Source organism: Promicromonospora thailandica (genome assembly GCF_024171955.1).
GTDB classification, from domain to species: domain Bacteria; phylum Actinomycetota; class Actinomycetes; order Actinomycetales; family Cellulomonadaceae; genus Promicromonospora; species Promicromonospora thailandica.
This window is the reverse complement of sequence record NZ_JAMTCS010000010.1, coordinates 30,853-45,932: the sequence shown is the minus strand read 5'-3', so window position 1 is coordinate 45,932 and position 15,080 is coordinate 30,853. Positions and strand designations below refer to the sequence as shown.

The following is a 15,080-nucleotide window of genomic DNA, read 5'->3' as shown; positions in this document are numbered from 1 at the left end:
GAAGACGGAGTCCACGTGCCTCACCCCCTACGCACCGTCCCCGCCGTCGCCGCGGCCGTCGTGGCGGTCTGCGTCGCCGTCGCCCTGGCCACCGCGGGACCGGACGCGGCGCGCGCCGCGTCCGGCGACGCCGAGCGCGTCACGTACTACGTGGTGCAGCCGGGTCCGGAGGGCGAGCAGGAGTACCTGTTCCAGATCGCCCAGCGGCTCCTCGGCGACGGCAACCGGTACGAGGAGATCTTCGCGCTCAACGAGGGGCGCACGCAGCCGGACGGCAACGTGCTCACCGACCCCGCCTCCGTGCTGCCGGGCTGGGTGCTGGTGCTGCCCGACGACGCAAGGGGCGAGGGCGTCCAGGTCGGCGTGCTGCCCCAGGGGTCGACAGGAGCCGATGCAGAGGCGCAGGGGAGTACGGCGAGCGACCCGGCCGCGGTGCCCTACTACGTGATCGGGCGGACGCCGGAGGGCGAGACGGAGTACCTCTACCTCGTCGCGGAACGGTTCCTGGGCGACGGCGAGCGGCACCCCGAGATCTTCGCGCTGAACGAGGGCCGGACCCAGCCGGACGGCGGCGTCCTGACCGACCCGGAGGTGGTCGAGGTGGGCTGGGTGCTGCAGCTTCCCGCGGACGCGGCGGGGGAGGGCCTGCGGTACGGCCCGCTCCCGGGCCCGGGCCCGACCGCCGGGGTGAGCGCCCCGCCGTCGGCCACCGCCGAGGACCCGGCCGCCGCCGCCGAGGGGACCGCCGGCGTCCCGGCCCCGTGGGCGACGGCGGCGCTGGTCGGCGCGGGCGCCGTCCTGCTGGCCGCGGCCGTGGCCGGCGTCCTGCTCCTGGTGCGCCGCCGGCGTGCCGGCCGCGCCGAGCCGTTCGACGACAGCCTGCTGCGCACCGACACGTCGGCGGCGTGGATGGTCGACCGCGCGCTGCGGGTGCTCCTCGCCGCGTGCGAGCGGGACGGTCTGGAACTGCCCGTGGTGACCGGGGTGTTCGTCGAGGGCGCCACGATGCGGCTCCGGCTCGGGAGCCCGGCGTCTCCGGCGCCCGCGCCGTGGGGTGCGAACGAGGACGGGCAGAGCTGGTCGGCGCCGCTGGCCCGGTTGCAGTCGGCCCCGGCCTCGGAGGGGTCGACGGCGCCGTTCGCGCGCCTGGTGACGATCGGCGTGGGTGAGACGGGGCGGGTGCTGGTGGACTTCGCCGCGGCTCGTGGCGTGATCAGCCTGGACGGTCCGACGCGGGCGCGGCACGAGGTGCTGCGCCGGTGGCTGGGGGAGCTGACGGGCAACCCCTGGTCGGACGACCCGCGCGTGGTGATGGTCGGCAACGGGCTGCCGCAGCCCGAGCACGCGGAGCACCTGCCCGCGATCGAGCAGGTGGTCCCGGAGCTGGACGGTGCGCACGGGGGCGTGCTCGTGCTCTCGCACGCGCCCTCCGCGGCGCAGCAGGACCTGCTCGCGGCGCGGTTCGCGGACCCGCGCTTCGGCTGGGTGGTCGTCGTGCTGGGGGAGTACGCGTCGGCGCGCTGGCGCCTCACGGCCACGGAGGACGGCTGGCTGCGCAGCGGGTTCCTGCCCGACGTGCGCTACGCGGAACAGACGGCAGTGCGACGGGGAGGCGAGTGAGGTGCGGGCGCGTGCGGTGCCGGTGCTGCTCACGGTGATGGGCACGGCGGCCGGGCTCGCGGCGGGTCCGGAGGCCCCGGCGGCCGCCCAGGACGACCCGGTGCTGCTCTCGCAGGGCAGGCCCGCCGTGGCGTCGGCGCTGGAACGGCCGGAGCACGCCGCCCGGTTCGCGGTCGACGGCGACGGTCAGACGCGCTGGTCCAGTGCCTTCAGCGACCCGCAGTGGATCTGGGTGGACCTCCAGCAGCGGGCCGAGGTGCGGCGGGTCGAGATCGACTGGGAGGTGGCGCACTCCACGGCGTACTCCGTCGAGATCTCGGACGACGCCGAGAGCTGGCGCGTGCTGTGGTCCACGGGCGCCGGCGACGGCGGCGCGGACAGCATCCCGGTCGACGGGACCGGCCGCTACGTGCGCGTCTACTCGACGGCACGCAACGGCACGGCCGGCAACTCGATCTGGGAGCTGCGCGTGCTCGGTGTGCCCGAACCCGAGCCCGAGCCGCAGGAGCAGGAGCCCGAACCGTCCACGCGGCCGCCGTCGGCGGCTCCGACCCGGCAGCCCGAGCCGACCCGGTCCGCACCGGCGGTGCCCGCCCCCACGCCGTCCCGGCCCGTGCCGGAGCGCACCGGACCACCCGGCTCGGTCGTGTACTACGTCGTGGGCAAGGGCGCCGACGGCAAGCCCGAGAAGCTCAACGACATCGCCGGCCGGTTCCTCGGCGACCGGAACAGGTGGCCCGAGATCGCGGAGCTGACCGAGGGGCACCGGCAGCCCGACGGCCGGTACATGACCGACCCCAGGACGCTGCGGACCGGGTGGGTGCTCAAGCTGCCCAAGGACGCGGCGGGCAAGGGCCTTAGGTTCGGCCCGTTGCCGGGCTTCGAGCCGCCCCGGCCGTCGCCGTCGGCGTCCCCGTCGCCGTCGGCCACCCCGACCGTCGCCGCCGTGGCCGTCGAGCGGGCCGCCGTGCGGCTGCCCGGCGCCCCCGTCTGGTTCGCGGTCGGCGGGGCGCTCGCGGTCGCTGCGCTGGCCTGGCTCGGCACCTGGCTCCTGCGCCGGCGCCGCACGCGCCAGGAGCCGTTCGACGACAGCCTGCTGCGCACCGACACGTCGGCAGCCTGGACCGTCGACCGGTCGCTGCGCGTGCTGATGGCGGCCTGCGAGCGGGACGGCCTGGACGTGCCGGGCGTCACCGGGGTGTTCATCGAGGGCGGCTCCCTGCGCCTGCGGCTGACGGATCCCGCGGCGCCGGCGCCCGAGCCGTGGGCGGTGAGCGACGACGGCCAGAGCTGGGCGGCCGCGCTCGCGAGCCTCCAGTCGGGCACGGCGTCAGAGGGTTCGACGGCGCGGTTCGCGCGCCTGGTCAACCTGGGGATGAGCGAGACCGGCCGCGTGCTGGTGGACTTCGCCGCGGCTCGTGGCGTGATCAGCCTGGACGGTCCGACGCGGGCGCGGCACGAGGTGCTGCGCCGGTGGCTGGGGGAGCTGACGGGCAACCCCTGGTCGGACGACCCGCGCGTGGTGATGGTCGGCAACGGGCTGCCGCAGCCCGAGCAGGCGGAGCACCTGGCGGGTCTCGAGCAGGTGGCGCCCGAGCTGGAGGTGGGCCGGGGCGGCGTGCTCGTGCTCTCGCACGCACCGACCGCGGCGCAGCAGGACCTGCTCGCGACCCGGTTCGCCGCGCCGGAGTTCTCCTGGGTCGTGATCGTGCTGGGCGCGGCGCCGTCGGCCCGGTGGCGCTTCACGGCGGGCGACGACGGCTGGCTGCGCAGCGGGTTCCTGCCCGAGGTGCGCTACGACGAGCAGACCGCCGTGCGCCGGGGAGGCGAGTGACGTGCGGGCCCTGGTGACCGCGCGCCACGGCGCGCGCGAGACGATGCTGAGCCTCGACCTGGACGACCGCACCACGGCGGCCGACCTCGGCGAGCGCCTCGCCGCCGAGGTCGGAGCGCCCGCGGGCAGCACCCTGTTCGTCGACGGCCGCCCGGTGCCGACCCGTCACGGTTCCGGTGACGCCGTCCTCGCCCCGGCCACGGGCGTGCGCGACGGCGCCGTGGTCACCTTCGGGGCCGAACCGCCTGCCGCGTGGGGTCCGGCCGGGAGCGGGCCCGGTGGTGGCCCGGTCGACCTGTGCGTCACGGGCGGCGCCGGGGCCGGGGCGGTGGTGCGCCTCGGCGTCGGGGAGTCCACGGTGCAGGTCGGGCACGACGGCCGGCTCCGCGTCGACGAGCCGCGCGAGGGCGGGGCGGCGACGGTCGCCGTCGTCGTCGCGCTGGACGGCGGGGTGCGGGTGCGGCGCGTCGCGGACCCGCGCTCGGTGAGCCGGGTGGTCGAGCTGGACCGCCTGGAGGGCCCGCTGGGCGAGGACGAGGAACCGTGGCCCACCGGCACGCAGCTGCGCCTGGGCGGCTGCGTGCTGACGGTCCAGCCCGCCACGCGGGCGGACGCCGACCTGCGTCCCGCCGCCGAACCCGGCCATCTCGACTACAACCGGCCCCCGCGGCTGCTGCCGCCGATGCCGGCCACGCACTTCCGGCTGCCCGCCGAGCCCGTCCCGCCGGGTCGCAACCCGCTGCCCTGGCTGGCGATGGCGATGCCCGCCGTGCTGGGTGTGGTCATGGCGATGGTCTTCCGGTCGCCCTACTACCTGATGTTCGCCCTGGCCTCGCCGCTGATGGGCCTGGGCAGCTGGTGGATGTCCAAGCGCAACGGCGTGATCACGCACAAGGAGCGGCTGCGGCAGCACGCGCAGGAGCGTGCGGCGCTGGAGGCGGAGGTGCTGGAGGCGGTGCGGCGCGAGCAGCACCGGCGGAGGGTGTCGAGCCCCGGCGCCGCCGAGCTGCGGCTGATCGCCACCACGCCGACGCGGCGCCTCTGGGAGCGGCGCGCGACCGACGGCGACCACCTGGTGGTCCGGCTCGGGCTCGCCGACGCGACGAGCCGGGTCGAGGTGGAGGACGGCGCGGAGCCCGAGCACCGCCGCAGGAGCCGCGCCACGGTGCGGTCGGTGCCGGTCACGGTGCCGCTGCGGGAGGCCGGGGTGGTGGGCGTGGCGGGTCCGGGGGACTGGCCGCGGCGCCGGGCGCGGTGGATGGTGGGCCAGCTCGGCGTGCTGCAGAGCCCGCGCGACGTCCAGGTCTACGTGCTGACCACCTCCGAGCACGTGCGCGACTGGGCGTGGGCCGCCTGGCTGCCGCACGCGCGCCCGGCCCTGGGCCAGGCGGCCGTCGCCCTGATCGGCACGACGACGGAGACGCTCGCGGCGCGGGTCGCGGAGCTGACGTCGCTGGTCACGCAGCGCCGGGCCGCCATGGAGGTCGCGGGCGGTGCCCTGCCGCCGGGTCCGCAGGTGGTCGTGGTGCTCGACGGCGCCCGGCGCCTGCGCGCGCTGCCCGGCGTCGTGTCGGTGCTGCGCGACGGTCCCGCCGTCGGCGTCAGCGTCGTCTGCCTGGACGGGGACGAGCAGCTGCTCCCGGAGGAGTGCACGGTCGTGGCGCTCGCGCGGGCCGACGGCGGCATGACCCTGCGCCGGCAGGACGCCGACGACCTGCGGTCGGTGCTCGTGGACGAGGTGGCCGACGACTGGTTCGAGCCGGTCGCGCGCGCCGTCGCCGCGGTGCACGACGTGACGGCCACCGAGGGCGAGGGACTGATCCCCGACTCGGCGCGGCTCGTCGAGGTGCTCGGCATCGAGGAGGTGGACGCCGAGCAGATGGCGGCGCGCTGGCGCGGCGTCACGCGGGGGAGCACCGCGGCGGTCGTGGGCGTGTCGCTGGACGGGCCGTTCACGCTCGACCTCGTGCGCGACGGGCCGCACGCCCTCGTGGGCGGCACGACCGGGTCGGGCAAGTCGGAGTTCCTGCAGACCGTCGTGGCCTCCCTCGCGGTGGTCAACACGCCCGAGACCATGAACTTCGTGCTCGTGGACTACAAGGGCGGCGCGGCCTTCAGCCAGTGCGAGCGGCTGCCGCACACGGTGGGGATGGTCACCGACCTCGACTCCCACCTCGTGGAGCGCGCCCTGGACTCGCTGCGCGCGGAGCTCACCTACCGCGAGCACGTGCTCGCGGACGCCGGCGCGAAGGACCTGGAGGACTACCTCGACGCGCAGGCCCGCGGACACGTGGGCCCGACGCTGCCACGGCTGATGATCGTCATCGACGAGTTCGCCTCCATGGCGCGCGAGCTGCCCGACTTCGTCACCGGCCTGGTGAACATCGCCCAGCGCGGCCGCTCGCTCGGCATCCACCTGGTGCTCGCGACCCAGCGGCCCTCCGGCGTCGTCTCCCCGGAGATCCGCGCCAACACGAACCTGCGTGTCGCGCTGCGGATGACGGACGCGGGCGAGTCGAAGGACGTCATCGACGCCCCGGAGGCGGCCCACATCGCCAAGTCGCAGCCCGGCCGTGCCTACGCGCGGCTCGGGCACACGTCGGTGGTGCCGTTCCAGTCGGCACGGGTGGGCGGACGGCGGCTGTCGCCGTCCGACGCCGGGCGGGTGCAGGAGCCGTACGTCGTCCGCGTCCCGGTGGCCGACCTCGGGGCGCTGCCCCCGAGCCGGCCGGCCGCGCGGCGGCGCGAGGACGTCGAGACCGACCTGGCCGCCCTCGTGGCCACCCTGCGCGAGGCCGCGCGCCTGAGCGACCGGCCGACGCCGCGCCGGCCGTGGCTGCCCGCCCTGCCGGAGCTGCTGCCGCTGGCGGCGGTGGAACAGCCGGGGGCCGCCGAGGGCGGCGCGCCGGCGGCGTTCGCGTGGGCGCTGGAGGATGCGCCGGCCGACCAGCGGCAGGGCCCCGCCGTGCTCGACCTGGACGGCTTCGGCCACCGGTACGTGATCGGCGCGCCGGGCAGCGGGCGCTCCACCGCGCTGCGCACCACGGCGTTCGCGGCGGCCGCCGCCCTGCCCGTCGCGGACCTGCACCTGTACGCGATCGACTGCGGCAACGGGGCGCTGGCCGTGCTGGACGAGCTGCCGCACACCGGCGCCGTCGTGCAGCGCGGGCAGAGCGACCGGACCGGCCGCCTGCTGGCCCGGCTGCGGGCGGAGCTCGCCCGGCGCCAGCAGGTGCTCGCCGCGGGGAGCTTCGCGAACGTCACCGAGCAGCGCGAGCACGCCGGGCCCGGCACCGCCCTGCCCCGGGTGCTCGTGCTGATCGACCGCTGGGAGAGCTTCGTGAGCAGCTACGGCGAGGTCGACGGCGGTGCGCTGGTCGACGCGGTGCAGGAGCTGCTGCGGGACGGCGCGAGCGCGGGCATCCACCTGCTGGTCGCGGGCGACCGGAGCCTGCTGTCCAGCCGGATGAGCGTGCTGACCGACGACGCGCTCGTGCTGCGCCTGACCGACCGGTTCGACTACGGCATGGTGGGCATCAACCACAAGAAGCTGCCCGAGGAGATCCCGCCCGGGCGGGCCTTCCGGTCCGGCAGCGGGCTGGAGGTGCAGGTCGCGGTCCTGGGCGACGACCCGGCGGGCCGGGCGCAGACGGCCGCGGCCCGGCGGCTGGCCGCCACGATCCGGGAGCGCGCGGACGTCGCACCCGGGAGCGGGCCGTTCCGCGTGGACGACCTGCCCTCGACCATCACCCTGGACGACGCCTACCGGTACGCCGGCCGGGAGGCCGCGCGCCCCCTGTGGGCCGTGCTCGGCGTGGGCGGCGACGACCTCACGGCGTACGGCATGGACCTGGCGGACGACGCGCCCACGTTCGTCGTCGCCGGCCCCGCCCGCTCCGGTCGGTCCACGATGCTCGCCGTGATGGCACGGTCGCTGCTGCGCGGCGGCACCGAGCTGGTGCTCGTCGCGCCCCGGGCGGGAGCCCTGCGTGACCTCGCCGGCACGCCCGGGGTGCGGGCGCTGGTCACCGACCCGGACGAGGTGACCGAGGAGGTGCTCGCGCCGCACCTGGACCCGGACGGCACGCCCGTGGCGCTCGTCGTGGACGACGCCGAGCTCGTGGCGGACGCCCCGGCGAAGTCCTGGCTCCGTGCCTACCTGCGCGGCGCGACCGCCAACCGGCGCGCGCTCGTGCTGGGCGGCGACGCGTCCGAGGTGGCCGGCGGGTTCTCGGGCTGGCAGGTCGACGCCAAGAAGAACCGGCGCGGGGCCCTGCTCAGCCCCGCGGACCGGTTCGACGGCGACCTGGTCGGGGTGAGCCTGCCCCGCTCGGCGGTCGCGAGCCAGGTCACGCCCGGCCGGGCGCTGGTGCACCTGGGGTCCGGGGAGCTGATGACCCTGCTGGTGCCGACCCTGTGACCGTGCCACCGTAGGACCGTGCCGGCCGAGCGCTCCACGGACCCCGACGAGACGGTCGACGACCTGTACACCAGGCCGCTCGACGAGTTCGTCGCGGCCCGCGACGCCGCCTCCCGCCGGGCCGCCGACGCCGGGGACCGGCTCGGCGCCCAGCGGATCAAACGTCTGCCGAAGCCGTCCGTCGCCGCCTGGGTGGTCAACCACGTGGCGCGCGAGCACCCCGAGGAGGTCGCGGCGCTCGTCTCGCTCGGCGACGAGCTGCGGGCCGCGACGGCCGACCGGGACCGGGGTCGGGTCCGGGCGCTGGACCAGCTGCGGCGGGAGCGCGCCGACGCACTGGTCCGCACCGTGCGCGAGGCCGGCGAGGTGGGCGGGCGGCCGGTGTCCGCGGCCGTGCTGGACCGCCTCGCCGAGACCCTGACCGCCGCCGTGATGGACCCGGACGCCGCCGAGGTGGTCCGGGCCGGGCGGCTCTCGCGGGCGCTGCAGCACGTCGGGTTCGGCATCGTCGACGAGCAGGGCGAGGAGGCCGACCTCGTGGTGCTCCGCCCGGGGGACGGGTCGGCACAGGACGCGTCCGAGGGGCCGGACGAGGAGTCGGGCCGGGAGTCGGGCCGGGAGTCGGGCGAGGAGTCGGGCGAGGAGCCGGACGAGGACGGTCCCGGCGAGGACGCCGCGGACGAGCTGGCGGCGGCCGAGCGCGAGGTGCAGGAGAGCGCCGCGCTCCTCGACCGGCTCGAGGAGCGGCGCGACACGGCCCGTGACCGGCAGCAGGACGCGGAGTCCGCCGTCGAGGACGCGCAGGCCGAGGTGGACCGGATCGAGGAGGAGATCGAGCGGCTCACCGCCGAGCGGGACACCGCCCGCCGGGCGGCCGAGGAGGCGCGGTCCGCGGCCGAGGACGCCCGCGCCGAGCTGGCCGCCGTCGACGACGAGCTCGACGACGCCGAGGAGCGGGCCGCCGAGGCCCGGCGTCGGCGCAGGCGGGCCCGCGGCCGCTGACCGCGAGCCCCGCGCGTCCCGCACGTCACGGAGATCACCGGGTCGTCGTCCGGCGTTGGTGCGGCGTTCATCCGGGTGGAGCAGGGTGCGGCGCGTGCGACACCGTCCCAGCCCCTCGTCCGCTCCCACGCCCACGCCCGTGCCCGCCCGGCGGCGCCTGCCGGTTGCGGCCCGTACGGCGGCCGCGCTCGCGACCGCCGCGGCGCTCCTGCCCGCGCTCGCGCCGCCCGCCACCGCCCACGGGTTCACCTCGACGGTCTACGCCGACGTCACGACGCCGGCGCCCGACGTCGTGCGCACCGAGCTCGGCCTCGAGTACGACCTGCTCGTGGTCTCCGCGGCCGAGCACGAGCACGACCCCGCGTTCTTCGACGAGGGCATGGCCGTCTGGGAGACCGGCGAGGAGCCGACGGCGCTCGCGGCGCACGCCGCGACCGTGCTCGGGTACGTCACCGCGCGCCTCGAGGTCACGGCCGACGGCGCCCCGTGCGTCCCGGAGCCGGTGGGCGACCTCGGGATCACGCAGCGCGACGGCGTGCCGTACGCCGTCGTCGTGCTCGACCACACGTGCCCCGCCCCGGGCGAGGAGCCCGTGGACCACGAGGTGCGCAGCACGCTGTTCAGCGACGACGAGGGGTACGTCACCGGCACCACGACCGTCGTCGACTACGACCTGGCCGGCGTGACGGGGAGCGCGGCGCTCACGCAGCGGACGCCGTCGTTCTCGACGATCGAGCCCTGGTACGAGCGGATGGGCCACTTCTTCGTGCTGGGTGCCGAGCACCTGCTGCTCGGGCCCGACCACCTCCTGTTCCTGCTCGCCCTGATCGTGGGCTCGCGCCGGCTGCGGGACGTGGTCCTGGCCGCGACGTCGTTCACGCTGGCGCACTCGGTGACGTTCCTGCTGGCCGCGCTCGGCGTGGTGAGCGCTCCGGCCGCCGTGGTCGAGCCGGTCATCGCGCTCTCGATCGCCGTGGTCGCGGCCTGGCACGTGTGGACGCTGCGGCGCCAGGGCGCCCTGGGGGCGGGCCGGGTGGCCGACCCCGTGCTCGGTCCGCGCCGGCTCTCGCGCGCCGACTGGTTCCGGCTCGCCGTGGTCTTCGCGTTCGGTCTGGTGCACGGCCTCGGGTTCGCGGGGGCGCTCGGCATCGACGAGCCGTTCTCCTGGACGCTGCTGTGGTCGCTCCTGGTGTTCAACGTGGGGATCGAGGTGGTGCAGCTCGCCGTCGTGGCGGTCGTGTTCCCGCTGCTGGTCCTGCTGCGCCGCCGCGCGCCCCGGGCCGGGCTGTGGACGGGCCTCGTCTGCGCGGCGGGCGTCACGGTGGTCGGGCTGTTCTGGTTCGGGCAGCGGCTGCTCGGCGTCGGCTGAGGTCCCGCGGCGCCCGGCCGGACCGAAGATCACCCGCTGCGCGACCCGTTGTTCACCTGACGCTCATCGCGCCGTCGGACCGGGTTCGTATGGCGGGGCAACTGTCGGGCATGGCGCCGCCTGGCGCCCCGTACCTGGAGGATTCATGCAAGCGAATGCTCATCCGAGCGCTCACCGTCGCGCCCTGCCGCGCGGCTGGGGGCGTCCGGCCGTCGCGGCGCTGGGGCTCGTCTCCGTCGTCGCGAGCGGCCTGACGTACGCCGCGACGTCGGCGGGCGCCGCGGACCTGCCCGAGACCTTCGTGGGCAGCGCGACCCGCTGGACGTACTCGGACACGAACACGGACCCGTCCGCGGGCTCCGCTGACCGCCTCACCTGGACCTACGCCGGTTTCGACGACTCCGCGTGGAAGTCGGGCACCGGCCCGTTCGGTGCCAAGAGCGGCTCGCCCGCCCCCGACCTCGGCGCGGACTTCCCGGTCGCCACGGTGCTCGACCACTACGTGGACCCGGCCGCCGCGACGAAGGTCGCCATCCCGACCTACCACCTGCGCACGACGTTCGACGTCACCGCGGACCAGCTCGACCGGATCACGGCGCTCCGGGGCGACGTGACGTTCGACGACGCGGTGCAGGTCTTCGTCAACGGCACCCAGGTGGCCGGCTTCGCCGACGAGCGCGTCGAGGCGGCCCCCGAGGCGCAGCGGAACCTCACGTACGCCGGTACGAGCGCGGGCGACCCGGTGGACCGCCGGTTCAGCGTGCCGGCCGACGTGCTCCAGGCCGGCGTGAACACGCTGGCGATCGGCCTCTACAACGACCGGCCCGGCAGCTCGGACGTGTACCTCGACGTCGCGTCGCTGGCGCCCGTCGAGGGGTCGGAGCCGGAGCCCACGGCGTCGGTGACCGACCTCGTGCTCGGGATCGGGGCCACCGAGGCCGAGCGCAACCTCGCCTGGTACACGGACGTCGACACGGAGCAGGTGGCCCAGATCGCCCCGGCGGGCGAGGTCACCGGCGGCGTGTTCCCGGCCGACGCCGTCAGCGTGCCGGCGACGGGCGGTCCGTCGTCGAGCGGCGAGCTCTACCGCCACGCGACGTTCACCGGCCTGGAGGAGAACACGGCGTACTCCTACCGCGTGGGTGCCGAGGGCGCCTGGTCCGCGGTGCACACGTTCCGCACGCGGGACTTCGACGGGGCGTTCGACTTCCTCTTCTTCGGCGACCCGCAGCTCGGCTCGTCCGGCAACCTCGCGCGCGACACCGAGGGCTGGGTGGACACGCTCGACGTCGCCACGGCCGCCTACCCGCGCACGGAGATGCTGTTCTCGGCCGGCGACCAGGTCGAGTCGGCGAGCAGCGAGGCCCAGTACGAGGCCTTCCTGTCGACCGACCACCTGCGCCAGATCCCGTTCGTCGCGAACAACGGCAACCACGACGTGGGCAACAAGGCCTACCGCCAGCACTTCAACACGCCGAACCTGGACGAGACGGCCGGTCCCGGCTCCGGCACCAGCTCCGGCGGCGACTACTGGTTCGTCTACAAGGACGTGCTGTTCCTCAACCTCAACTCCAACAGCCGCGACTACGCCTCGCACGAGCGGTTCGTGCGCGACGTGATCGCGGAGCACGGCGACGATGCCCGCTGGAAGGTCGTGTCGTTCCACCACTCGATCTACTCGGTGGGCCCGCACGCCACCGACGGTGACGTGATCGACCGCCGCGGCACGTGGCCCACCCTCTTCTCGGAGGTGGGCGTGGACCTGGTGCTCCAGGGGCACGACCACAGCTACGCCCGCTCGTACCTGATCCGCAACGGTGAGAAGGCCGATCCCGCCGAGGAGGCGGGCGCCGACATCCTCACCCCCGGGCCCGGCGGCGTGCTGTACGTGACGGCCAACTCGGCGTCCGGCTCGAAGTACTACTCCGCGAACGCGGCCGGCTCGTGGTGGCTGTCCGCCTTCAACCAGGAGAACGTGCGCAACTACACGGCCGTCGAGGTGACCGACGACGCGATCTCGGTGCGGACCATCCGCTCCGAGGCCAAGGACGCCGACCGCCCCGTGAACTCGGTCGTGGACCAGGTGACCATCGCGAAGCCGGTGGACCCCGGCACGCAGAAGCTGCAGGTCGTGGTGCCGCAGGGCGCCCCGGGCGAGTTCGTCTGGAGCATCGACGGCGCCAACACGCTCGTCGACCTCGGCACCGCCGAGGCCGCGGGCGACCACTACGCCGCGGACGGCTCGATCAACCCGATCCGGGTCACCGACACGCGCCGCGGCGCCCCGCAGTGGTCGCTGTCCGCCCAGGTGGGCGACTTCACCTCGAACGGCGAGTCGTTCTCCGGCCGCTACCTCGGCTGGGCGCCGGACCTCGCCGAGGCAGGCGGCGACGCCGTCGCCGGGGCGCGGGTCGCCTCCGGGTTCGACGGCGGCGCGGGCCTGTCGCAGTCGTCCCTGCTCGGCCGCGCCGCGACCGGGCACGCGGCCGGCTCGGCCCTCCTCGGCGCGGACCTCGACCTCAGGATCCCGGTCGACGTCACCGACGGCACCTACCGGGCCACGCTGACCCTCACCGCCCTGAGCTAGACCCCTCACCACCGGTCAGGGGCCCGGCGAGCACACGGCTCGCCGGGCCCCTGACCCGACCGCAAGGACCTCTCATGAGCATGAACGTCTCGCGCGTGCTCGCCGTCGTCGGGACGGCGCTCTGCCTGGCGGCCGGGCCGGCCGCGGCAGCCGCCGCCTCGTCCGGCGACGACGCCGACGCCGTCACCTGGGGCGTGCGCACCGCCGCCACCGACCACGGCGCCGACCGCGACAACTTCCGCTACACCCTGGACCCCGGCAGCGAGCTGGCGGACGAGCTCGTGGTGACCAACCACGGCGACGACGTGCTGCGGCTTGACGTCTACGCGGCCGACGGCTACACGACGTCGGCGGGCCAGCTCGACGTGCTCACCCGCGACACCACCTCGACCGGGGTGGGTGCGTGGCTCGTCCCCGGCGTCGAGCAGGTGCGCCTCGCCCCGGGCGAGAGCGCCGACGTGCCCTTCACCCTCCGTGTGCCCGACGACGCCACCCCGGGCGACCACGCCGGCGCGATCCTCACCTCCCGCACGGTGTCGGCCCAGGACTCGGGCCTCGACTACGAGACCCGCTCCGGCATCCGCGTCCACGTGCGCGTCGCGGGGGACCTCGCGCCCCGCCTCACCGTCGCGGATCCCCACGTCGAGTACCACCCCACCCTCGACCCGTTCGGCCTCGGCGACGCGACCGTCACCTACACCGTGCGCAACGAGGGCAACGTACGGCTCGCCGCCCGGCAGGAGGTGGGCGTGGCCGGCCCGTTCGGCTGGTTCCGGGCCGACGGCGTCGCCGCGGACGTCCCCGAGCTGCTGCCCGGAGAGTCCTGGCCCGTGACCGTGCGGGTCGACGGCGTCGTGCCCCTGTTCCACGTCGGCGCCGACGTGCTGCTCCTGGGCGAGCTGCCCGAGGTCGAGGGCGCGACACCCGGCGTGGCACCCGTGACCGCGCACGCGTCGGGCTGGGCCGTCCCGTGGCTCCACCTGACCGTCGTCGTGCTGCTCGCGGCGGGCGTCGTCCTGGCGGTGCGCCGCCGCCGGACCCGCACGCGCCGCGAGGACGCACGCGTGCGCGAGGCCGTGGAGCGGGCGCTCGCGGAGCGGGCGGCGGTCCCCGAGGACGAGGCGGTCGCGCCGTGAGGCGCCGCGCCCTGCCCGCGCTCGCCGGGACGGCGCTCGCGGTCGCGCTGGTGGCTGCGCTCGCGGGCTGCGGCGCCCCGAACCCGGGTGGTCCCGGAGGCGAGGCGGTGAACCATCCGGTGCCCTCCGCGTCGCCGCTGACCGGGTTCGCCGCGCGGTTCGTCGGCTCGGCGGAGCGGCCCGCCCCCGAGGCCACGGTGCGCCCCGCGCCGGGCACCTGGGACGACGTCGCCTTCCCCGCGGGCGGCGCGATCGTGCTCATCGTTCGCGGGGACGACGGCACCACGGCGATGCTGACCGCCGCCGTCCGCCACTACGCCGGCCTGCACGGGGCCGAGCTGACGGTGTTGCGGGCCGCCACGGACGATGACGTCGAGCGACGCCTCGACGAGGCGGTCGCCGCCGCGCCGGACCTCGTGGTCGGCGTGGGGGACGGCGTGGTCGACGTGTTCGCGCTGATCACCGCCCAGTACCTGGAGACCGACTTCCTCCTGGTCGGCGCGCAGCTCCCGGAGCCGACGCACAACGTGACCGCCGTCGTCTGGCCGGGGGCCGAGTTCCGGGGCACGGGCCTGGGCAACCCGAACGCGACGCCCGGGGCCGTGACCGTCGCGCGGGCGCGGGAGGCCGTGAGTGCCGGTGTGGCGAGCGTGCTGCACGACCTGAGCGGCATCGTGATCGAGCTCGGCGAGCCGTGATGTCGGTGGCGGCGGTTATCGTCGGGACATGGCGCACCACAAGCTCTTCGGCATGAGCTTCGCGACGATCTACCCGCTCTACGTGCAGAAAGTGGAGCGCAAGGGCCACACCCGCGCGGAGCTGAACCGGGTCATCTCGTGGCTGACGGGCTACGACGACGCCGGTCTGCGCGCGGCCGTCGACTCGGGGATCGACCTGGAGACGTTCTTCGCGCAGGCACCGGCCATGAACCCGAACGCGTCCGAGATCACGGGCCTCATCTGCGGCTACCGGGTCGAGGACATCGAGGATCCGCTGATGCAGCGGATCCGCTACATGGACAAGCTCGTCGACGAGGTCGCCCGCGGCAAGAAGATGTCCTCCATCCTGCGGGGCAGCGACCGCGTGGCCCGCTGACGCCGGCGCGGCCGGGG

Annotated in this window: 9 protein-coding genes; all 9 read left to right on the top strand. The window is 75.8% G+C overall.

What is annotated here, in order from left to right; genetic code table 11:
• Positions 1–15 precede the first annotated feature (15 nt).
• Positions 16–1,620 (top strand): LysM peptidoglycan-binding domain-containing protein, encoded by a 1,605-nt coding sequence (locus APR03_RS16365; RefSeq protein WP_253837297.1) that lies wholly within the window; start codon positions 16–18, stop codon positions 1,618–1,620.
• Position 1,621: 1 nt separating this feature from the next.
• Positions 1,622–3,454 carry a discoidin domain-containing protein gene (locus tag APR03_RS16360; RefSeq protein WP_253837295.1) on the top strand — a complete coding sequence of 611 codons (1,833 nt, stop codon included), beginning with the start codon at positions 1,622–1,624 and terminating at the stop codon, positions 3,452–3,454.
• A gap of 1 nt (position 3,455) precedes the next feature.
• Positions 3,456–7,874 (top strand): FtsK/SpoIIIE domain-containing protein, encoded by a 4,419-nt coding sequence (locus tag APR03_RS16355; RefSeq protein WP_253837293.1) that lies wholly within the window; start codon positions 3,456–3,458, stop codon positions 7,872–7,874.
• Positions 7,875–7,892: 18 nt separating this feature from the next.
• Complete coding sequence (locus APR03_RS16350; protein ID WP_253837291.1) at positions 7,893–8,876, top strand: hypothetical protein; 984 nt, start codon at positions 7,893–7,895, stop codon at positions 8,874–8,876.
• Between the two features lie 94 nt (positions 8,877–8,970).
• Positions 8,971–10,245, top strand: coding sequence for a HupE/UreJ family protein (locus APR03_RS16345; RefSeq protein ID WP_253837289.1), 1,275 nt, complete (start codon positions 8,971–8,973; stop codon positions 10,243–10,245).
• A gap of 145 nt (positions 10,246–10,390) precedes the next feature.
• Complete coding sequence (locus APR03_RS16340; protein ID WP_253837288.1) at positions 10,391–12,832, top strand: purple acid phosphatase family protein; 2,442 nt, start codon at positions 10,391–10,393, stop codon at positions 12,830–12,832.
• 74 nt (positions 12,833–12,906) lie between these two features.
• Positions 12,907–13,968 (top strand): WxL protein peptidoglycan domain-containing protein, encoded by a 1,062-nt coding sequence (locus tag APR03_RS16335; protein ID WP_253837286.1) that lies wholly within the window; start codon positions 12,907–12,909, stop codon positions 13,966–13,968.
• Positions 13,965–14,666 (top strand): BMP family ABC transporter substrate-binding protein, encoded by a 702-nt coding sequence (locus APR03_RS16330; RefSeq protein ID WP_253837284.1) that lies wholly within the window; start codon positions 13,965–13,967, stop codon positions 14,664–14,666. Before APR03_RS16335 ends, APR03_RS16330 begins: the two co-directional genes overlap by 4 nt.
• Positions 14,667–14,694: 28 nt before the next feature.
• Positions 14,695–15,063: a DUF2200 domain-containing protein gene (locus APR03_RS16325; protein WP_253837283.1), complete on the top strand. Its 369-nt coding sequence runs from the start codon at positions 14,695–14,697 to the stop codon at positions 15,061–15,063.
• The last annotated feature ends 17 nt before the right edge of the window (positions 15,064–15,080 follow it).